Consider the following 20739-nt stretch of genomic DNA (forward strand, 5'->3'; position numbering starts at 1 on the left):
TCTAGCCTTCCTTCTCGATCGTAGTCAAGCAATCGCGCAGGATTGAACCGTACTCGTATTTACCTGGACAAACGAAAGTACATAACGCTAAATCTTCTTCATCAAGCTCTAGCGCACCTAACGAAATTGCACCATCAAGATCACGTGCGATTAAATCACGTAATAATAGTGTAGGTAAGATGTCTAAAGGCATAACACGCTCATAGCTACCAATTGGTACCATGGCACGGTTCGAACCACCTGTAGAGGTCGTCATGTTAAATAGACGGCTCGGAGTCAGGTGAGATAAGAAGGTACGTGTTACAGAGAACTTATTAGCACCAGGTGCAATCCAACCAAAGAATTCTTTTTCGCGACCTTCAAGTAATACAGATACTTGAACATGGTAACGACCTAAGAAAGCATGTGGACCTTGTGAAGTAGCGCCTGACAGCACAGAACCAGAAATTACACGGTTATCACCGTCTTCTAATTCGCCAGCAACTAAATCATCTAATGATGCACCTAATTGAGTTTTCACTAAGCGTGGGTTTTTAACACGCGGACCAGCAAGCGAAACAACACGGTCTGTGAAGATTTCACCTGTCAGGAATAAGTTACCAAACGCAATAACGTCTTGGTAGCCTAAGTGCCAAACCTGTTTGCTAGCAGAAACGGGGTCTAAATGATGAATGTGTGTACCAACAAGGCCAGCCGGGTGTTTGCCACCAAACTCATGTACTTCTACTTGAGGGATTGATGAACTAGGCACTTGACTACCAGCTTGTTTACAAACAAATACTTTGCCGTCAGTTAAACGAGATACCACAGCTAAACCGGCTTCAAATGCTGGAGTGTTTTCAGCAATGATGACTGCAGGATCTGCAGCTAGCGGGTTAGTGTCGATAGCCGTTACAAAGATAGAGCTAGGATTTGCATCCAAAGCAGCTACTCTGCTGAATGGGCGAGCACGTAGTGCTGTCCATTGACCTGACTGAACTAGTACTTCTTTCACTTTTTCACGGTCTAAGCTTGAAAGCTCGTCGGCCTTGAAAGAGTCAAAGGTGATTTGCTCACTGCCATTAACTTCAATAACAACAGATTGCAGCACACGTTTAGCACCACGATTAATTTCTTTAACTACCCCAGAAGCTGGTGCAGTAAATAAGACGCCTGGGTTCTTTTTGTCTTCAAAAAGTACCTGGCCTTTTTTGACTTGGTCATCCACACGAACATGCATGGTTGGACGCATACCAATAAATTCTTCACCTAGCACAGCTACACGTTTGACGGCAGAACCATCATGAATAACTTGCTGAGGTGCGCCCTCTATGGGTAAATCCAGACCTTTTTTTATGTTGATCATACGCACTTGCATTACATTAACGGAAAGAAACTGAAAAATCGTACCAACCACGTCGCTTCTTGATATGCTCAAGTTAAGTTCTTAGTGTCTAAAAACAGCTTGTTTCACACCCAAACAAGCAACGCAGTAAACTCCTCACATATATTGCCCGAATTTTAACATCAATCAGGGTGACTATGCGAGAGCAAATATGAAATTTATACGACTGATGTGGTTATTTAGACTACAAAAAACCATTTGAATTAATTTCAATATAGACCAAAGTGCTATTGATGCCGTTTTATTTTCTCTTAAAAACAAAAAAGCCGCTTAAAAAAGCGACTTTTCCAAAACCAGCGTTATTTAATCACTAGTCAATCAGCTGTGAAATCGCCACATCAGGATTCACATCTTGCTCGTAATCTACGCTATCAATACCAAAACCGAATAAACGTAAAAACTCATTGTGGTAACCCACATAATCCGTTAATTCGTCAATGGTGTCTGTGTCTACCGTATCCCACACTTTTTGAACACGAGCTTGAACATCGTCTTCTAACTCTTTGTAGTTTTGGAATAAATGACCGCCGTCATCGAAACGTGGCGTTTCGCCGTAAAGGTTTTCAGTGAATAGCGCATGGATTTGTTCAATCGTACCTTCATATGTACCGTCTGCTTTCATTACTTTGAATAACGCAGAGATATATAAAGGCATGATAGGAATTGCTGAACTTGCCTGTGTCACAACTGCATTTAATGAAGAAACATACGCTTCACCATTTAAGCCTTTTGTAGATTCTTTGATTGCTTGTGTTGCGCGATCAAGGTCTTCTTTTGCTTTACCAATCGTTGCGTGACCGTAAATTGGCCATGTTAACTCTTTACCAATGTAGGTATAAGCCGTTGTTTTGAAGTTATCAGCAAGGACATCGGCTGCTTTTAATGCATCAATCCACATTTCCCAATCTTCACCGCCCATTACTTTAATTGTATTGTCGATGTCTTCTTGGCTTGCCGCTTCAACGGTTACTTCATCAATCACACGCTTAGACGTATTTAAGTTTTTCGTTGTGATATCTGAGCCAATTGGCTTAAGCGTTGATGAGTATGTCTCACCTGTATTTGGGTCAGTACGACGAGGAGACGCTAAGCTGTAGATAACTAAATCAATTTTACCTAAGTCAGCTTTAATCGTATCAATTGCTTTTTGCTTGATTTCATTAGAAAACGCATCGCCATTGATATTTTTAGACCATAAACCCGCTTCTTCAGCAGCTGCTTGGAATGCCGCAGTATTATACCAACCTGCTGAGCCTGTTTTACGCTCGCTACCTTCTTTTTCAAAGAAGATGCCTAAAGTCTTAGCGCCACCACCGAATGCAGCTGTAATACGCGATGCCAAACCATAACCAGTAGAGGCACCAATCACTAATACATTTTTAGGCGCATTGCTCAGTGGCCCCTGTGCTTTCACATAATTAATTTGTTCTTGTACATGCTCAGCACACCCTACTGGATGCGCGTTAGTGCAGATAAATCCACGAATTTTAGGCTTAATGACCATTGATCATCCTATATCTATCACAATAAAAATTAGCGCTAGTTTAAAGGCTAATAGTTAAAATACAGGTCTGATCAGTAATATAAGTATAAATTACTAATCAAACCATACGATTAATCGAACTTTGAACCACCCAAACATGTTGGTGATTCAGGAGCCTGCCCTTGCTGTGCAGAAAACTCATCGGGCGTAAAAGTATGAATCGCCAATGCATGTATATGATTAGCTAATTCATCTTGTAATAATTCATTAATTTGACGGTGGCGTGCAAGTAAACGCTTACCAGCGAACTCTTCGCTCACCACAATTACCTTAAAGTGTGATTCTGTGCCACGACTATGCATATGGCTTTCATTAACAACATTTAGGTGCTTACATTCAATACCCGCTGCGAGCTTTTCCTCAATTTGTTGTTGCATTGACATGTGTCATAGACCTTTAATAGCAAAATAATTGGTCGTCACTATATCAAGGGGATGACTCATTTTACCAATAATTTTATATTATCGAGCGAAAGGTTAAATTAATACGGGGATGCATTAGCTTTTGCTGCTTTGGCAAGCTGTGTTGATAGTCACGTTGACTAAAGCCATTCATTATTAAGCAGCTACCACTTTGCAGCAAGATACTCTGTTTTTCATTACTGTGTTTGTGCTTAATTTTAAATACCCGCTCAGCCCCCAGTGAAATAGACGCAATAGTCGGCTGCTCACCAAGCTCTTTTTCATCATCACTATGCCATCCCATACAATCTTGACCGTCACGATATAAATTTACCAACAACGCATTAAATGGAATGCGTAATTGTTGGGATAAGCGCTTTCGCATTGCATCAAGCACCTCAGGCCAAGGTTCAACCACAAGCTGTGTGCCTGAATAAGCATAGTTAATCTGCTCATCAGCGATAAAGCACTGCAAACGAGGAATAGGATGGGTTTTACCAAAAACAGTGATATTGGGCTGTTGCCAATTTAAATGTTGCTGTAAAAAATAAAACAAATCGAGACTTTTTTGAGCACTCAACGCTTTCTGTTGATAATAAAACCCTTCAGGTAAATGATTAGGCTTGGCGTTTGGCTGTTGCATGTTAGAATTTACCCATACTTAAATACTTACCCTAAAACCATGATGACCACCCAAGTACAACTCGGCGATAATACCTATACCCTAGAACGTTTTCCATTAGATCAAAAAAATCGCAGCCTACAAGCTTGGGACTCTGCCGATGAGTACCTTGTCACTTATGTACGGGAGCATCATGCGCAGGCAAATTTAATCCTGATTTTAAATGACAGCTTTGGTGCATTGGCTTGTGCGTTTAATCAATTAACCACTTATTCAGTTAATGATTCGTATATTAGTCATCAAGCAACATATTACAATTTACAAGCAAATGGCTTAGAAACAAGCTCATTGACGCAATTAAACTCTTTAGAGGCATTACCAAACAAGGTTGATTTAGTGATCTTAAAAGTGCCACGAAATTTAGGCTATTTACAACATCAACTTGCTGCAATCAGTGCCGCGCTACCTAAAGATGTTGACATAATTGCAGCAGGCAAAACCAAAGATATTCATAACTCGACAATTAAAGCGTTTAGCCAATTCATTGGCGAAACATCAACAAGTTTAGCCGTTAAGAAATCTCGCTTAATCATCAGTAAAACGAGCCAACTCAATAAACAAGCTGCATTTCCTGTAAGCTGGCCACTTGAAGGCAGTGAGTTTGAGATTCAAAATCACGCCAATGTTTTCTCTCGTGATTCTTTAGATATTGGCGCTCGCTTTTTCTTTAACTACTTGCCACAAACCAGTAAAGCACGCCACATCATTGATTTGGGCTGTGGCAATGGCGTGATTGGACTGATGACACTCAAACGCTGCCCCAAAGCACATGTCACCTTTGTTGATGAATCATACATGGCAGTTGAATCTGCACGCCTAAATATACAAAGTAATTTACCTGAGCAATTAGCTAACTGTGAATTTATTCAAAATGATTGTTTAACAGATTTTGAGCCGCAAAGTGCAGATCTTGTTTTGTGCAACCCCCCTTTTCATCAAGCGCAAGCTGTGACCGATCACATTGCTTGGCAGATGTTTAAACAAGCTAAGCAGGCACTTAAACAAGGTGGTGAATTAAGAATAATAGGTAATCGTCACCTCGATTATCATGAAAAACTAAAACGCATGTTCGGCAACTGTAAACTATTGGGTTCAAATAAAAAGTTTGTTGTTTTAAGTGCAAAAAAGACAACTTAATGGAGCAATATAAATGAAAAAAATACTTCTTTTAAGCATGTTAGTTGCGCTAACAGCGTGTAGTAACCAACCTAACCAACTGATCTTAAACCCTGTTTATAAAGGCGGTAAGGTTGCATCCATCAATGCAAATATCAGTACTAGCGTCATTGATTTGCGTGGTGATAATGTAACCCTAAAAATTATTGAATCAGATAAAGTAAAAACATTGGCAAGTCCAGGCCTGACTGAATCGGTAAAAAGCACTCTTGATAGCGCCCTTAGCCGAAATGGTGCCAGTATCTCTAACCTTGCGACAACACGCTTTGAATTAGATATTCATGCATTACAAGCGATCGTCACCGAAAAAATGATGACACACACGAGTCATGCCAATATTGAGCTGGGTATTCGCGTAATAAGAAGTAACAGTAACTTTAGTAAAGTTTACCGTGGTAGTGCAAACCTTGAAGGGCCATTAAGACACGATAGAGCAAAAATTGAGAGTCAGCTTAATAAGTTGACTGAACAACTAATTACCCGCATTGTATCTGACCCAGAATTAATCGCTTATTTGGAAGGTTAACTATGAAGCGCATTTTTATACTTAGTTTTATCTTACTGTTCAGCCAGAACACCTTCAGTGCAACTGAGGGTAAGTTCATCCAAAAAGACAACATGTTTCCTCGTGTCGAAATTGTCACCACACTCGGTAGCATCATAGTAGAAATGGACCGCTCTCGCGCCCCTATCACAGTCAACAACTTCTTAACTTATGTCGCTGATGGTAGCTACAAAGGGAGTGTATTTCATCGTGTAGAACGTGATGAAGACAACGAACGAGATTTCGTTATTCAAGGCGGTGGCTACGATAAAGATTACGATGGCCTACACGAGTACGATCCTATTTTTAATGAGAGCGGGAATGGTTTAAAAAATGATATGTATAGTATCGCCATGGCTTATCAAGACAGACAACCACACTCAGGGACACGCCAATTCTTTTTTAATATGGATGACAATGATCATTTAAACCCCGGTCGTGACTGGGGATTTGCTGTATTTGGCATGGTTATGGATGGCTATGAAACACTGGATAAAATTATGCGTGTGGAAACGGCTTATAACGAAAAAATAGGTTACAGCTTCGTACCCAAAACGCCTGTGGTTATCTTAAATGTAAAAATGATTGAACCCACTGCACTATAAAAATAACAAGCGAGCTCATCGCCCCACTCATATGGCAGTACTATGACAAAGACGCTTTCTGTTTCAGAGTATTTTTCGTACTTTAAAGACAAACGCTTAATCAATATTTTTCTGTTTGGGATCAGCAGTGGCTTTCCGTGGGTACTCATTGGTTCTGTCATGTCTGCGTGGCTAAAAGATGAAGGCCTCAGCCGAAGTATGATCGGCCTATTTGGCATTGTATTTGGGGCGTACAGTATTAACTTTTTATGGTCACCTTTGGTTGACCGCGTAAAACTGCCAATTTTATTTAACTGGCTTGGTCAGCGCCGCAGCTGGATTTTACTATGCCAATCAATAATTTTTATAGGCACCTTTTCACTTGCAGGGCTCGATATCAAAGCGAACCTTTGGTTTGCCGCCGCGCTGTGCTTAGTCATTGCGGTTGCCTCTGCGACTCAAGACATCGCCATTGATGCGTTTCGTATCGATACTTTAAGTGAAAATGAAAGCCATAAAGCCACGGCGGCTGCAGCCATGGCAACATCAGGTTGGTGGAGTGGTTATGCTTTGCTAGGGGCACTCCCCTTCTACATGGCTGATATCCCCTCTATTGATTGGCCCCAAGTTTACTTTTTCTTATCCGTTATCATGTTGCTATTAATGGGTAGTGTACTTTGGGCAAAAGAGCCCGAATCAAATCGTGAAGTTATTCAGGCTGAACTTGAGTCTACCTATCAGCAAAAGCTTGCCGGTGTAGAACAAACGCGATTTGCAAAAGTAATTGCTTGGTTAGCGGTCACCGTGTTTGATCCATTTAGAACCTTTTTTGCACGCAATGGTGTAAAAACAGCGCTCGCACTTTTAGCGTTTATCTTCCTATTTAAAATTGGCGAAGCCTTTCTTGGCCGAATGTCGATTGTGTTTTATAAAGAAGTGGGCTTTAGCAACAGTGATATTGCCACCTTCTCAAAAGTAGGCACTGCGATTCTTACCATCGCTTTTACTTTCGTCGGGAGCCTATTCAATCAACGCTACGGTATCGTAAAAGGCTTATTCATTAGCGGCATTGCTATGGCAGCATCTAACCTTGCATTTGCTTGGATTGCGATTGCAGGCCCTAAATTAAGCCTCTATGCTTTTGCAATTATCATTGACGGCTTTACACAGGCTTGGTCACTGGTGGCAATGGTCGCCTTTATTTCTATGCTATGTGATCGCGCCTTTAGCGCAACTCATTATGCACTTTTAGCGTCACTTGGAAACTTAGGCAGAACACTCTTGTCCAGTTACAGTGGTGTTGTGATAGATGATTGGCTTTTAGGTAACTGGGCACTGTTTTTTGTACTAACAGCACTCATGGTTATCCCTTCGCTGGTATTTTTATTCTTAATCCGCCACAAACTTTATGCGTTAGAGAACAATTATCACCGAGATAATTAACAAAAAATGTAAAGGTGTAATTGAAATAGACAGAAAAGTGAGGATGACTGTTTAGTGCATCCATGCACTAATTGTATTACTAAAAATGTATTAGTAACAGCAAATTAAGCGTCTTTTAATAGATTAAGACCTTCGTATGGGTCTACTTCCAAAGCATCACAGTAACGCATAAATTCAATAACGTCTAAACGACGTTCTTGGTTTTCAATTTTACCAATGAATGAATGTGGCGTTCCTAAAACTTGAGCAAGGCTGCGCATTGTATGGCCTTTCTCATGGCGTTTTGTTTTAAGCCATTTCGTTAGTTTTGAGTTTTCTTCAGAAGAAACTGTTTTACCCATCATAAAAATACATCTCCTACTAGATGATTTAAGTTAATTAATTAAGAGTGAAATTTTGCCCGTCTCACTCTTGGATACATTATATACTAATAATTTTTTCTGTGAATTAATAATTATACAAATGTCCACGTTTCAGGTATAGACTGCTTTGCTTAGCAAGTCTAGTTTTAAAGCTAAAATTAAAGCAGATGCTCTATTATTAGTTGCTTAACTGTACCAAAAAATCGATCAATTGGAACCGTGTTAACTATAAATATAGCTTTTAAAATTGCATACTTATGCTTAAAGTGTACGTAAATACTGAAAAAGGCTAGAAAATGTTTCGAATATTATTTTTGTTGCCAATTGTACTGTGTGTCATCTGGTACCTATTTCTAAAGCAAAATCGTATACCTATTAAGCAAGGCAAACGAGGATTTATCTATATTTTAATCGCCTCAGCACTGGTATTAGGGTTTTTCCTGTTAATGATTCAGGTTACCCAAAGCTAGTAGCGCTAACATTTATAATAACTACTTGGTGAATGGTACTTATTAACGAAGCTCAGCTTCGCGGTATAATCATATACGAAAGGCAAGCGTTTCTATTAACGCTGTTTTCATTTTCAAAATTTTTTCTAAACGAAAAGCCATTGCTAAGATCAGCACTAAGAATAAAGGCAGGATGATGTAGAAATTAAAGCAATAAAAAAGCCATATCACATGGCTTTTCATAAAATCCGTTAAACGCTGAAGCTAGCTCCGCAACCACAGGTTGTGGTAGCGTTGGGGTTGTTTACAAAAAAGCGTGCCCCTTCGAGTCCTTCGGTGTAATCGACCGTTCCATCAACGAGGTATTGAATACTCATAGGGTCAATCACTAAGGTAACGCCATTTTTTACAATTTCTAAATCGCCAGGGTTGGCCTTTTCATCAAAGGTAAAACCATATTGAAAACCCGAACATCCACCACCTGTCACATAAACACGTAGTTTTAGATCTGGATTCTCTTCTTCTTCAATTAACTGTTTAACGCGAACAGCAGCTGCATCACTGAACTTAATTGGCAACTCTTCAGACATACCAAACCCCTCAAAATCTATAATGCTGTAATTATCTAATACCCGAGTATTTTAATCAAGTATCGACATAGACTCATAAGTATTTGCAAGTACGTATTAGCCAAGTCATTTGCATTGAACTAAGTTTAATTTATACAACTTTTTAATTAATTAAAGTAAGCGGTGAGAGAGTATCACAGTGTTTGACCATTTAAGGCTTCATTTTATTAGCTCTGACTTAAATAGTGCGCAAATAATCCCCGCACAATATGATACTTTGCTTGTCATAGCCTCAGTACTTACCGCCGTATTCGCCTCTTATATTTCTTTTTTACTATCGGCACGAATCAAAAGTTCTCACCTTAAAAATGAAAGCTTGGTATGGACTGTAATGGCAGCCTGCTTTTTGGGTATCGGTATTTGGGGTATGCACTTTATCGGTATGCTTGCTTATACATTACCGATAAATGTAGAGTACAACACCACAATAACCTTAGTATCTGTACTGCCAAGTGTGTTTGCCAGTTATATTGTACTTTCAACTTCACTCAGTCATATAAAAGGGCTTATTTTTCGAAGCGTTCTAATGGGAGCAGGAATTGGCAGTATGCACTTTGTCGGTATGATGGCAATGATGATGCCCGCTCATATGGCTTATGAGCCAAAGCTGTTTTCATTATCAATTTTTGTGGCAATCATTCTTTCTGGCATTGCCCTAAAAATAAATGACCTCAGACAAGCCCAAAAAATACATCAAGTACGCATGAATATGTTAGTGGCTATTGTGATGGGTAGTGCTATTTCAGGTATGCATTACATCGGTATGATTGCTATGTCGGTCTATGCAACCGAGCAAACCGTTTATACTACGAGTCACGATAGCTCAACGCTGGCTCAGCTTGTCATTTCTGTACTACTGGCGTTAAGTCTTTTAGTACTGAGTGTAGTAGAGCTTAGAGCAAGAAGCTTACTTTCCGCTAAACTAAAAGCCGTACTGAATACTGTGCAAGATGTCGTTATTAGCTTTGATAACACGGGTATCATCGAGTTTGCTAACCCTGCTGTTTTGCCTGTTTTTGGCTATAAGCCTAATGAATTAATCGGTAAGCATATTTATACGCTCATCCCTGATAAATCAACCGAACTTGAGCTAATCTTAAATACCTCATCAACGACATCCCAGCAATCAAGTTGCTTTTGTAAAAGCAGGTTATTAAATGCTCATAGAGCGAACCAAAACTCATTTCCAATTACCATGACAATCAGCTCTATAGGTAACAAGGAGATAGGCCCATACGTTGCCACGATTAAAGATTTGAGTGATATCCACAATCAAGAAGCATTTACTCAAACCATATTCGATAACCTACCTATTATGTTGTTTGTAAAAGAAGCTGAGCACTTAACATTTAGCCACGTAAATAAGGCCGGCGAGCAACTCTTAGGGAAAACTAAAGAACAACTGATCGGCCTTAACGACTTTGACATTTTTAATGATGAAGATGCGCTTGGTTATGCGCAAACAGACCGTGATGTGCTTGCAAGTAACGATATTCTGACACTGGATGAAAAGCCTATTACAATTGACGGCCGAACTCACTACCTTCGTACCCGTAAACTCCCTATTAAAGATAGCCATGGTAAAGCACAGTACCTGCTCGATGTTTCAGAGGATATAACAGAGCTTAAGCAAGCCAAAACAGAGCTTGATAATTTACATCAAAGAATGTCAATGGCCGCCGATGCAGCCCAAATAGGAATTTGGGAGTGGAACTTTGAAAGCAACGAACTTATTTGGGATGATTGGATGCATACCTTATTTGAGATCCCCAAATCTCAGTTTAATGGTAATTATGCCGCATGGGCTAATACGCTTCATCCTGATGAATACGAAGCCGTGACAAACAAACTCAAACTAGCAGTTCTCAATAACGAGGATTTTCATGCCGAATTTCAAATTGTTCTCCCCAGCGGGCAAGTACGCTTCATAAATGCCGATGGTAGAATCTACGGAAATAGGATGATTGGTGTTAATTTTGATATCACCAAACGGGTTTTAGCAGAGCAAAAGATCAGACAGCTTGCCCAAACAGATCACCTCACAGGTTTAGCTAACCGCAGTGCACTAAGTAAATTCCTTAAGCATGAGTTTGCTCGTGTAGAGCGAACAGGAACAAAAGTAGCTTGCTTATACTTTGACCTTGATAAATTTAAACCCATTAACGATACCTATGGCCATTTGATGGGTGACTTTGTGCTTGTAGAAATCGCAAAACGATTGCAAGAAACCGCACGAAAAACAGATTGTACGGCGCGTATCGGTGGTGATGAATTTGTTGTTGTGATAACGGATGTTGAAAATAAAGAACATATAAAGCGTGCTCTAACGCGGTTAATTAATGCGATAGAAGCGCCGATAATCAGTGAAGTGGGTATGTTAAACATAAGTGCAAGTGTGGGTTATGCAGTCTATCCTGATAATGCTAAGTCTCTCGACGAACTTCTTAAAAAAGCCGACGAGCAAATGTATAAGCAAAAGCGAGATTGCTCGCTTAAAACAACAAGAATAAAAACCCAGTGACTCTGTGCACTTGTTTAAAGCAGATAATTTTGCAAAATCACAAGGACTTAGTGAATTTGATTTGCTAAACTTGCGTCTCTAAAGTGCTGTGAGGAAAAATGCATGTGGCTTGAAACGCTGAGGCGTCGTCTAGCAAAGCCTAAAACATCTGTGCAATTGTGCTTACTAGGAGTTTGCGCAGGATTAATTGCGGCAGTACTGATTATATTATTCCGCCTCACAATTATGTTTTTTCAAAGTCTTTTTTTGGAAAAGCCCGATGACTTCTCTACCTTAGACACACTAGAGCGTGTACTTCTCCCGATTGGTGCTGCCTTAGTCATCGCTTTATTTGCAGCACTAACAGGTTTTAAGCATTACCGTTTAGGTATTCCTTTCGTTATCCACCGGATAAAAAAGCATTATGGTCATATGCCACTGTATAACACGGTCAATCAATTTGTTGGTGGTGCGCTCGCTTTAATCAGTGGTTTTTCTGTTGGCCGAGAAGGTCCTTCTGTGCATATGGGCGCAACCGGTGCAAGCTTGTTAGCAGATAAACTACATTTACCCCATAATGCCATGCGCACACTCAGCGGTTGTGGTGTGGCTGCAGGCATTGCCGCCTCGTTTAATACCCCGCTTGCTGCCGTTATTTTTGTAATGGAAGTAGTACTGAGAGAATACAAAGTACATATTTTTGTGCCTATTATGCTCGCAGCGGTTACAGGCGCCTTAGCCACTCAATTTGTCTTTGGTGACGCATCTGAACTTGCACTTATCACTATGAACCCTCTAAGTGGCTGGCACTATCCTTTTTTAATTATTTTTGGCATGGCGCTAGGCGCAGTCGCTTATGCATTTAATCAAAATTTAATGTTGATTATTCGTACCTTTAAACCGCTAAGTATGTTTCCTCGCTTATTACTCGCAGGCTTAATTGCAGGGCTAATTGCCTATATGGTGCCTCATGCAATGGGCTCTGGTATGAGTGCCATCACCATTGCCATTGAATCCCCTGATGATGTGCAATTTTTAACAACGATTTTAATCGCTAAATTACTTGCCACACTCTTTGCTATTGGTCTAGGGATCCCCGGCGGTATTATTGGCCCCGTGATTGGTTTGGGCGTATTAATGGGTACCTTAATGGCATTTTTTGCTCAATTTATTAGCCCAGGAACAGATATTGCGGGCACCTATAGCATGCTTGGCATGGCAGGCTTATTAGCGGCCACCCTGCACGCCCCTCTTGCAGCACTAACAACGGTAATGGAGCTAACATCCAGTCCTGAAATTATTGTTCCTGCCATGTTAGTTATTTCTTCTGCGTATGTTACTGCTCTGCAATTTTTTGGCAATCGTTCTATCTTTATGCAGCAACTAGACTTTCAAGGGCTTGAATATCAAATATCCCCTGCAACCGAAGCATTACAGAAGGTTGGAGTGATGGAAGAAATGGATGAACAATTTAAACTGCTATACAGCGACGATAAAGAACAAATAAAAGAGTCATTAGACGCTTTAGATAGTCAAACGCCATTGATTGTTCATGATGATGAAAATGGCTATCGCCTTGCAGAGTATGACTTAAGCCTAATGTCTGACCAAAGTAGTAATATAAAGTATGTCAGTTTGAATGGTTTAAGTAGCCAAGCAACACTTGCCGATGCATTTGATCTATTAAAAGATAAACGAAGTGGTGCTGTATATATTTATAACCTACTGGATAACCAGCAAATTATGGGGCTTTTGCGTTGGGATCAAATCAGGCATATTCTTACCATACGTAACAGCTTGCTATAACAACTAAAAATGGACACAACAATGAGCGCGCTATTAGTTTACAAAACCTTTCATGTATTTTTTATGATTGCTTGGTTTGCGGGGATTTTTTATCTTCCTCGCTTGTTTGTATACCACGCAATGAGTGAAGAAAAAGCCTGCAACTCGATGCTAAAAGTAATGGAACGCCGTTTACTGTTTTTTGTGACACCGTTTGCCGTTTTAACACTCGTGTTTGGCGTACTGACCATTTTTGAATATGGTCGAGATTGGTTTAGATACAGCATGTGGCTGCACTACAAACTCGTGTTAGTGATTATTCTTTATATCTATCATGGCTACTGTTTCAAATTACTGGCTGACTTTAAACATGATCGTAATACTCGCAGTGATCGTTTTTATCGTATTTTTAATGAAGTCCCAGTACTTATTCTATTAGCAATAGTTGCACTCGCTATTATCAAACCTAGCTTATAATTTGCTGCGGTGTACGCTAAAAATTTGCTATAGTACGGCGCAAATTTATGCGGCCTCCTATACAGAGAGCCGGCGCCTTAATAAATGTAATTAGGAACAACCCCATGTTAAGTTTCCAAGGTGAAAATATTCTGTCGGTTAATCAACTTGACCGCGATTGTATTGAACGTATTTTTGCAGTTGCTAAAAAAATGGAGCCTTATGCTAAAAAGCAAAAGCGCACCAATGTATTAGAAGGCGCAATTTTAGCAAACTTATTCTTTGAACCAAGTACACGTACTCGCGTAAGCTTTGGTACAGCATTTAACTTACTGGGTGGTTTAGTTCGCGAAACAACAGGCATGCAAAGCTCAGCTTTAGCCAAAGGCGAATCTCTTTATGACACCGCACGCGTTATCTCAGCGTATGCTGATGCCGTTGCAATGCGTCATCCTGATTCAGGATCAGTTGCAGAGTTTGCAACCGGTTGTGATGTACCTGTCATCAATGGTGGTGACGGCGCAAATGAACACCCAACCCAAGCCTTACTTGACTTACTAACCATTGAACGTGAACTTTCTCGCTTCAACCAAGGTATCGACGGTATGCATATTGCCCTAGTGGGCGATTTAAAATATGGCCGTACTGTGCACTCTTTATCTAAATTACTGTGTCATTATAAAGACGTTAAGTTCTCTATGGTGGCACCAGATGGTTTACAGATGCCGGACTACATTTTAGATGCTGTTGATAACGCAGGTCATAAAATTCAAGTAGTGAATAAAATGGAAGGCAACTTAGCGGCAGATATTGTTTATCAAACCCGTATCCAGGAAGAGCGCTTCCCTTCACAAGAAGAAGCTAACAAATATCGCGGTGGTTTTCGTATCAGCCAAGCAATTTACAATGCACACTGTAAGCCAAACTCAGTACTGATGCACCCACTGCCTCGTGACAGCCGTTTAGAAGCAAACGAGCTAGATAACGATTTAAATAGCAACGACAACCTAGCCATTTTCCGCCAAGTACAAAACGGTGTGTTAATTCGCATGGCGTTGTTTGCTCTAACCTTAGATGTTGCCGACAAAGTTGAGCAATATGAAGTCGACGTGCCTTGGTTTAGCCGTAAGCGTAATAGCTAATACGCTTCATTTTGGGCTCTTTGAGCCCTTGCAAACCAACTCATTTAACGTGACAACCCAATAGGACTATTCATGACAATTAGCCAAGACCTTTTTAATCGCGCGCAAGAATCAATCCCAGGCGGTGTTAACTCACCAGTTCGTGCCTTCAATGGCGTTGGCGGTACTCCTTTATTCATCACTAAAGCAGAAGGTCCTTTTACCTTTGATGCTGATGGCAACCGCTACATTGATTACGTTGGTTCATGGGGACCCATGATCATGGGGCATAACCACCCTGCTATTAAACAAGCAGTCTTAGAAGCCGTTGAAAATGGCCTAAGCTATGGTGCGCCAACTGAAACTGAAATCCTCATGGCCGAAAAAGTAAAAGAACTGGTACCATCAATCGAAAAAGTACGTATGGTAAGCTCAGGTACTGAAGCGACAATGAGTGCAATTCGCTTAGCGCGTGGCTTCACTGGCCGTGACAAAATCTTAAAATTTGAAGGCTGTTACCACGGCCATGCAGATTCACTCCTAGTTAAAGCAGGCTCAGGTGCGCTGACTATGGGCGTACCGAACTCACCAGGTATTCCTGAAGATTTTGCTAAACACACATTAACTGTGTCATTTAACAACCTTGATGAAGTAAAAGCCATTTTTGCCAAATACGCTGACGAAATCGCTTGTATCATCGTTGAGCCAGTTGCTGGCAACATGAACTGTATTCCTCCTGTACCTGGCTTCTTAGAAGGTTTGCGTGAAGTGTGTGATGAATACAAATCAGTGCTTATTTTTGATGAAGTAATGACAGGTTTCCGTGTTGCTTTAGGCGGCGCGCAAGCGTACTACAACATCAAACCAGACCTAACGTGTTTGGGTAAAGTAATCGGTGGCGGTATGCCTGTGGGTGCGTTTGGTGGTAAAAAAGAAATCATGGATTACATCGCACCAGTCGGGCCGGTTTACCAAGCGGGCACATTATCAGGTAACCCTATTGCCATGGCTGCAGGCTTAAAATCTTTAGAGCTTTTAAGTGCTGAAGGCTTACACGATCAATTAGAAGCAAAGAGCAAAGCAATTTGTGAAGGCTTTGAAGCCGCTGCGAAAAAAGCTGGCATTGCACTTACAACAAACTACGCAGGTGGTATGTACGGCTTCTTCTTTACTGACAAAGAAAAAGTAACTAGCTACCAACAAGCCACTGAGTGTGATTTAGAGCGCTTCAAAAAGTTCTTCCACTTAATGCTTGAAGAAGGTGTTTACCTTGCTCCTTCAGCATTCGAAGCAGGCTTTGTATGTGCAGAGCATTCAGAGCAAGAAATTAGCGACACCATAGCAGCGGCAGAACGCGCCTTTGCGAAGCTATAAAATATAATTAGAAAAAAAAGCCCGTAAGGGCTTTTTTTATGAATAAAAACAACGTAACCACAGGTCTACTCCTAATATAATTTCTAACTGGGTGTATCTGTGAATAATCTAATTAAACCTGCTGTTTTCTTAATGAGACAATTAAGTTACAAAGCAAAAATGTCGCTAATGTTTGGCATTTTAATTTTTCCTCTTTGTTTAAGTTTATTTTTTTTACTAAGCGTTCTAAGTAAAGGAATTGAAATATCACAAAAACAAAATCAAGGGGTCCAAATATATCCTCAATTACTCGCTAATTTACTCACTGCAAATCAAGCTGATAATATCAGTATTGCCCAACAAGCGGGTTTTGCGAATACAGCCACTGATGACGACAACATTTTAGAGATAGTCTCGATTGAGTCACAGCTTGCTATTGTAAACGAGCTCAGTAGTAGCTACTTAAATCGTACATTAGTGACCGCTCTACCGCCTCTTATCACACATTTAAATAAAACCATACAAAGTGCAGAAACCGTTTTATCTAGCGGGCAGTTTTCACCGAGTACATTTATTACTTTATCAAACCAAGTTAAAGCTCTGCCGCAGTTAGAGTCACAGTTTTTAATGAGTTTGAATACATCTTTAACTGCAAACGAGAAACTTAAAAACACCCTAACAGAACCCGCAACGCAACTTTCAAGCAGTATTAATGCGCTTTTTCTAGCATTAAACCAAGATCTACTCGAGCCAGATGAAATTGCGCTTACACAGCAGCAGCTTGCAAATTTAAAAGTAAATATTAACAGTAAGATTAATCACTTTATTAGCAACAGTGAGCCAGCTTTATCATTGATGATCTTAACGCAATTAAAACAGCAACGTATGACCCGTGTTGTGGTTATCATTGCCGCTTTAATCAGCCTATTTATAGCAAGTTATTTGATGATGGGGTTTTACCGCTCATTAGTTGATACTTTAAAGCAGTTTTCTAACGCAGCAACAGAGGCTGCAACAGGTAATTTAGGCGTGCGATTAGATTTAAAAGGCAAAGACGAGCTCAACTCAATAAGCTTACTATTCAATGATTTACTAAAATCGTTTACGGCGCTTATCAAAAATGCTCAAAAAACCACTCACTCAGTAAGAAGTACCACTCAGCACGTATTTGAAAGCCGCAATAAAACAACCAATGATGTTACTGAGCAGCAACAAAGCATTAGCGCTATTAATGACTCGCTAGATAACATGAGCCAATCGGCAGAGCATGTTGAAAAAACAGCCTCGCATGCTGTTTTTCTCGCTAATAGTGCCGCCAAACAGGTCCAAAACAGCGCAAAAAATAGTGAGGAGTTAGCGCAACATATCGCACAGTTACAACAAGAGTTTAACCAAGGGTTAAAAGCGCTGGATTCATTAGCGCAAGACACCTCAAATATTAGCCAAGTAAGCAAAGGAATTAGCGACATAGCTGAACAAACAAATCTTTTAGCCTTAAATGCTGCAATCGAAGCTGCAAGAGCCGGCGAGCAAGGACGAGGGTTTGCTGTTGTCGCTGATGAGGTTAGAACATTGGCAGGGCGAACTCAGCTACAAACAAAGGAAATACACGATATTATCGCTTCATTACAAAATGCATTGCAGTTAACACAGCAGAAAATGCAGCAAAGTGTCGAAAAAATGGAGCAAGGGGCAGCATCCGCTAACCAAACAAAAGCAAGTTTAGTTGAAGCCGTAAATACGATGGATGAAATCAGTCAACATGGTGAACAAATCGCGCAGTTAGTTGCTGAGCAAACGAGTGCAACACAAGATGCTTTAAATGATGCCAAGCGGGTAAGCTGTTTAGCCGAAGAGACGCTTAAATCATCAAAAAATGCCTCAGCAAGCGCACACGATTTAACCGCGCTTGCTGAGCAACTTAACGATGCAATGAAAGCATTTAGCGTCGACAACTCGGACGAGGCTCAAACTCACTAGCTCGAATAGGCAGTTGCACCACTTTGCCGCAGCCAGGTGGTGCTTGCAGACCTGTTTCTTCATTTATGAACGCCCAGCGAATAGAAGCTGGGCGAGTATCTGCAATGGCTTCAGGGTTAAGTGGTTTTAGATAACGAATATAGGTTTCTAACGCACCAACACTCCCCGTTAGGCCGGTATTTTTATTATCGTCTCGACCAATCCAAGCAACGGTAACTGTATTTTGGTCAAAACCTGCAAACCAGCTATCTCGTAAGTCATTACTTGTGCCCGTTTTACCCGCTAACTGAATCGATGGAAAGTGGGCATTTAAACGTTTTGCTGTGCCATCTTTAGTTACTCGCTTCATCGCATATTTAGTCATATAAACTGATGCTTCATCAAATCGCTTTTGTGACTCAACATTATGCTTATAAAGTACTTTACCTACTGAATCAGTCAGTGCAGAAATTGATGTTAGTTCACGATACTGTCCGTCAGCAGCAAGTGTTGTATAAAGTTGAGCGACCTCAAAGCTAGACAACTCCAATGCCCCAAGTAGCAGTGATGGGTATTCATCGATGCTTCCTTCAACTCCTAATCGCTTCAAGGTCGTTGCGACAGTGTCGACCCCTACATCTAACCCAGTATTTACCGCAGGTATATTGATACTATTACTAAATGCTTTATAAAGCGGCATCATGCCTCTAAATTGCCTATCAAAATTCTCTGGCTGCCATATTTTTCCTTGCTCATTCGTTACTCTTAGAGGAGAGTCATCAACCAAAGATGCAAGGTTAAACTTGCCGCTTTCAAAGGCACTCAAATAAACAGCAGGTTTTACTAATGAGCCTATATTACGCTTGGTATCTAATACTCGATTAAAACCAAAATAGCGAACATCACGACCGGCAACTAAGGCTGAGACGCCACCTTTTTCAACGTTAACCGAGATCATAGCGGCTTCTAATTCTTCGGTTTTAGGACGTCTTTCAAGGTAAGGTAAGCTTGCCTCAACCGATTTTTCCATTGCAGTTTGTTTTTGTAAGTCGAAATAAGTAAAGACACGCACACCAGCATCCAATACTTGCTGGTCAGGTAACAAACGCTTTAATTCGCGATTAACTAACTCTAAATAACCAGGATACGACTTCTGTAGGCTATCTTTCATAGGTGAAATATCAATTGGACGCTTTAACGATGCGCGATACTCACGTGTATTTATTAAGTTATTTTCGACCATTAAGCGCAGTACTAAATCGCGACGCTCCATCGCACGTTCACTGTAACGGCGTGGGTTGTAGTACGATGGGCCTTTAACCATAGCAACCAGTAACGCAATTTGGTCATACTCTAGCTCGTCCACAGGTTTAGAAAAGTAGAATTCAGCGGCAAGCCCCATACCGTGAACACCCTGATTGTATGATTGCCCTAGGTATACTTCATTTAAGTAGGCTTCTAAAATTTCATCTTTGCTATAGCGGTAGTCTAATATCAATGCGATAAGTGCTTCATTAAACTTACGTACAAGAGAGCGTTCACGTGTTAAATAAATATTTTTAGCGAGCTGTTGTGTTAAGGTACTTCCACCCTGCACTGTTCTTCCCGCTTTAATATTGCTGTATAGGGCACGCATAATAGACCATACCGACACACCGTGGTGCTGATAAAAATCTCTGTCTTCAACCACCAGCAAGGTGTCTTTTAACATTGCAGGAAACTTATCAAGCGGCACAAACTCACGATCTTGATTCGAATCATTACCAATTCGCGCAATTTGCACAGGCTCCAAACGCGCAGAATTTAAGCGTCGACCGAATTTATCCTTAATAGTTGCTAATTTTTTCCCTGAAAAACGAAGCTCAATAACACGAGCATCTTCGAGCCCATCGTAAAATTCAAATTCGCGGCGATACACTTTAATACTGTTAGATGACTTAACATACTGCCCTGTACGACTAAGCTTATTAACTGAAGAGTAGTTTAATCTGTTAAGCTCCCAAAGAACTTCTTGTTGTGATAAAAACTGCCCAGGGTAAAAGCTCATTGCTCGCGCGTATACCTGCGCAGGTAACTGCCACTTATTGCCCTCAAATTGACGCGTTATTTTTGCATCTAAATAAATAAGATACAGCACCATCGCAATCACAACAGCTAAGGATAACTTCCAAAAAATTGACCACGTTTTACGAAAAATACGCGACTTTACTGTCGTATTCGAAGAGGTTTTGCGTTTTTTAGTGGTTCGTTTCGTGGACGCCGTTTTCTTTGCTGGCGTTTTTTTAGCAGGAGTTTTTTTATCAGCCATTGAGTTCGCTATTGGTCAGTTAATTTTACAGGTGTAATCAGCCGCAATTCTATCACCTGT

Annotated in this window: 17 protein-coding genes; 10 read left to right on the top strand and 7 right to left on the bottom strand. The window is 40.5% G+C overall.

The features are described 5' to 3' along the window. Nucleotide 1: 1 nt before the first annotated feature. From L3V41_RS11530 to L3V41_RS11545, 4 genes are all read right to left on the bottom strand, one after another. Nucleotides 2-1345: a Na(+)-translocating NADH-quinone reductase subunit A gene (locus L3V41_RS11530; RefSeq protein ID WP_062570782.1), complete on the bottom strand. Its 1344-nt coding sequence runs from the start codon at nt 1343-1345 to the stop codon at nt 2-4. A 349-nt stretch (nt 1346-1694) separates the two neighbouring features. After that, nucleotides 1695-2888: an enoyl-ACP reductase FabV gene (fabV, locus tag L3V41_RS11535; RefSeq protein WP_130151022.1), complete on the bottom strand. Its 1194-nt coding sequence runs from the start codon at nt 2886-2888 to the stop codon at nt 1695-1697. Nucleotides 2889-2998: 110 nt separating this feature from the next. Then, on the bottom strand, nt 2999-3310 hold the full coding sequence (locus tag L3V41_RS11540) for a BolA/IbaG family iron-sulfur metabolism protein (RefSeq protein WP_062570261.1): 312 nt from the start codon (nt 3308-3310) through the stop codon (nt 2999-3001). Nucleotides 3311-3383: 73 nt separating this feature from the next. After that, nucleotides 3384-3971, bottom strand: a complete 588-nt coding sequence (locus L3V41_RS11545) for an alpha-ketoglutarate-dependent dioxygenase AlkB (protein ID WP_237114880.1) — start codon at nt 3969-3971, stop codon at nt 3384-3386. Nucleotides 3972-4013: 42 nt separating this feature from the next. Here L3V41_RS11545 and L3V41_RS11550 point away from each other — a divergent pair, with 42 nt between their 5' ends. From L3V41_RS11550 to L3V41_RS11565, 4 genes are read left to right on the top strand one after another with little or no spacing between them, the layout of a single operon-like run. Continuing rightward, nucleotides 4014-5147 (top strand): methyltransferase, encoded by a 1134-nt coding sequence (locus L3V41_RS11550; RefSeq protein WP_237127790.1) that lies wholly within the window; start codon nt 4014-4016, stop codon nt 5145-5147. Nucleotides 5148-5160: 13 nt separating this feature from the next. Beyond that, complete coding sequence (locus L3V41_RS11555; protein ID WP_237114879.1) at nt 5161-5712, top strand: YajG family lipoprotein; 552 nt, start codon at nt 5161-5163, stop codon at nt 5710-5712. A gap of 2 nt (nt 5713-5714) precedes the next feature. Further along, nucleotides 5715-6335 carry a peptidylprolyl isomerase gene (locus L3V41_RS11560; protein ID WP_062570258.1) on the top strand — a complete coding sequence of 207 codons (621 nt, stop codon included), beginning with the start codon at nt 5715-5717 and terminating at the stop codon, nt 6333-6335. Nucleotides 6336-6377: 42 nt separating this feature from the next. After that, complete coding sequence (locus L3V41_RS11565) at nt 6378-7757, top strand: MFS transporter (protein WP_237127763.1); 1380 nt, start codon at nt 6378-6380, stop codon at nt 7755-7757. Between the two features lie 104 nt (nt 7758-7861). Here L3V41_RS11565 and L3V41_RS11570 read toward each other — a convergent pair whose 3' ends face one another. Together L3V41_RS11570 and erpA are read right to left on the bottom strand one after the other, a co-directional pair. Then, nucleotides 7862-8101 (bottom strand): helix-turn-helix transcriptional regulator, encoded by a 240-nt coding sequence (locus L3V41_RS11570; protein WP_054562310.1) that lies wholly within the window; start codon nt 8099-8101, stop codon nt 7862-7864. 718 nt (nt 8102-8819) lie between these two features. Next, nucleotides 8820-9158: an iron-sulfur cluster insertion protein ErpA gene (gene erpA / locus L3V41_RS11575; RefSeq protein ID WP_062570256.1), complete on the bottom strand. Its 339-nt coding sequence runs from the start codon at nt 9156-9158 to the stop codon at nt 8820-8822. Between the two features lie 178 nt (nt 9159-9336). Between erpA and L3V41_RS11580 the strand changes: the two genes are divergently transcribed. From L3V41_RS11580 to L3V41_RS20010, 6 genes are all read left to right on the top strand, one after another. After that, nucleotides 9337-11718 (top strand): diguanylate cyclase, encoded by a 2382-nt coding sequence (locus tag L3V41_RS11580; protein ID WP_193988415.1) that lies wholly within the window; start codon nt 9337-9339, stop codon nt 11716-11718. Between the two features lie 102 nt (nt 11719-11820). After that, complete coding sequence (locus L3V41_RS11585; RefSeq protein WP_062570254.1) at nt 11821-13503, top strand: chloride channel protein; 1683 nt, start codon at nt 11821-11823, stop codon at nt 13501-13503. A gap of 21 nt (nt 13504-13524) precedes the next feature. Then, nucleotides 13525-13959 carry a CopD family protein gene (locus tag L3V41_RS11590; protein WP_062570253.1) on the top strand — a complete coding sequence of 145 codons (435 nt, stop codon included), beginning with the start codon at nt 13525-13527 and terminating at the stop codon, nt 13957-13959. A gap of 104 nt (nt 13960-14063) precedes the next feature. Further along, complete coding sequence (locus L3V41_RS11595) at nt 14064-15080, top strand: aspartate carbamoyltransferase (RefSeq protein ID WP_062570252.1); 1017 nt, start codon at nt 14064-14066, stop codon at nt 15078-15080. A 72-nt stretch (nt 15081-15152) separates the two neighbouring features. Continuing rightward, nucleotides 15153-16433 (top strand): glutamate-1-semialdehyde 2,1-aminomutase, encoded by a 1281-nt coding sequence (gene hemL / locus L3V41_RS11600; RefSeq protein WP_237114877.1) that lies wholly within the window; start codon nt 15153-15155, stop codon nt 16431-16433. Between the two features lie 99 nt (nt 16434-16532). Continuing rightward, nucleotides 16533-18392 carry a methyl-accepting chemotaxis protein gene (locus L3V41_RS20010; protein ID WP_193988413.1) on the top strand — a complete coding sequence of 620 codons (1860 nt, stop codon included), beginning with the start codon at nt 16533-16535 and terminating at the stop codon, nt 18390-18392. On the opposite strand, the gene mrcB is transcribed toward L3V41_RS20010, so the two are convergent. Further along, nucleotides 18355-20679: a penicillin-binding protein 1B gene (gene mrcB, locus L3V41_RS11610; RefSeq protein WP_130151011.1), complete on the bottom strand. Its 2325-nt coding sequence runs from the start codon at nt 20677-20679 to the stop codon at nt 18355-18357. The two genes, L3V41_RS20010 and mrcB, sit on opposite strands and share 38 nt — an antisense overlap. Nucleotides 20680-20739: the final 60 nt, after the last annotated feature.

It is taken from the genome of Pseudoalteromonas sp. L21 (assembly GCF_021728035.1).
Taxonomy (GTDB): domain Bacteria; phylum Pseudomonadota; class Gammaproteobacteria; order Enterobacterales; family Alteromonadaceae; genus Pseudoalteromonas; species Pseudoalteromonas arabiensis.

What these genes read in the sequence shown, in the direction of transcription:
- L3V41_RS11530 (WP_062570782.1), bottom strand. Translation starts at nt 1,345, where the DNA reads ATGATCAACATAAAAAAAGGTCTGGATTTACCCATAGAGGGCGCACCT.
- fabV (WP_130151022.1), bottom strand. Translation starts at nt 2,888, where the DNA reads ATGGTCATTAAGCCTAAAATTCGTGGATTTATCTGCACTAACGCGCAT.
- L3V41_RS11540 (WP_062570261.1), bottom strand. Translation starts at nt 3,310, where the DNA reads ATGTCAATGCAACAACAAATTGAGGAAAAGCTCGCAGCGGGTATTGAA.
- L3V41_RS11545 (WP_237114880.1), bottom strand. Translation starts at nt 3,971, where the DNA reads ATGCAACAGCCAAACGCCAAGCCTAATCATTTACCTGAAGGGTTTTAT.
- L3V41_RS11550 (WP_237127790.1), top strand. Translation starts at nt 4,014, where the DNA reads ATGACCACCCAAGTACAACTCGGCGATAATACCTATACCCTAGAACGT.
- L3V41_RS11555 (WP_237114879.1), top strand. Translation starts at nt 5,161, where the DNA reads ATGAAAAAAATACTTCTTTTAAGCATGTTAGTTGCGCTAACAGCGTGT.
- L3V41_RS11560 (WP_062570258.1), top strand. Translation starts at nt 5,715, where the DNA reads ATGAAGCGCATTTTTATACTTAGTTTTATCTTACTGTTCAGCCAGAAC.
- L3V41_RS11565 (WP_237127763.1), top strand. Translation starts at nt 6,378, where the DNA reads ATGACAAAGACGCTTTCTGTTTCAGAGTATTTTTCGTACTTTAAAGAC.
- L3V41_RS11570 (WP_054562310.1), bottom strand. Translation starts at nt 8,101, where the DNA reads ATGATGGGTAAAACAGTTTCTTCTGAAGAAAACTCAAAACTAACGAAA.
- erpA (WP_062570256.1), bottom strand. Translation starts at nt 9,158, where the DNA reads ATGTCTGAAGAGTTGCCAATTAAGTTCAGTGATGCAGCTGCTGTTCGC.
- L3V41_RS11585 (WP_062570254.1), top strand. Translation starts at nt 11,821, where the DNA reads ATGTGGCTTGAAACGCTGAGGCGTCGTCTAGCAAAGCCTAAAACATCT.
- L3V41_RS11590 (WP_062570253.1), top strand. Translation starts at nt 13,525, where the DNA reads ATGAGCGCGCTATTAGTTTACAAAACCTTTCATGTATTTTTTATGATT.
- L3V41_RS11595 (WP_062570252.1), top strand. Translation starts at nt 14,064, where the DNA reads ATGTTAAGTTTCCAAGGTGAAAATATTCTGTCGGTTAATCAACTTGAC.
- hemL (WP_237114877.1), top strand. Translation starts at nt 15,153, where the DNA reads ATGACAATTAGCCAAGACCTTTTTAATCGCGCGCAAGAATCAATCCCA.
- mrcB (WP_130151011.1), bottom strand. Translation starts at nt 20,679, where the DNA reads ATGGCTGATAAAAAAACTCCTGCTAAAAAAACGCCAGCAAAGAAAACG.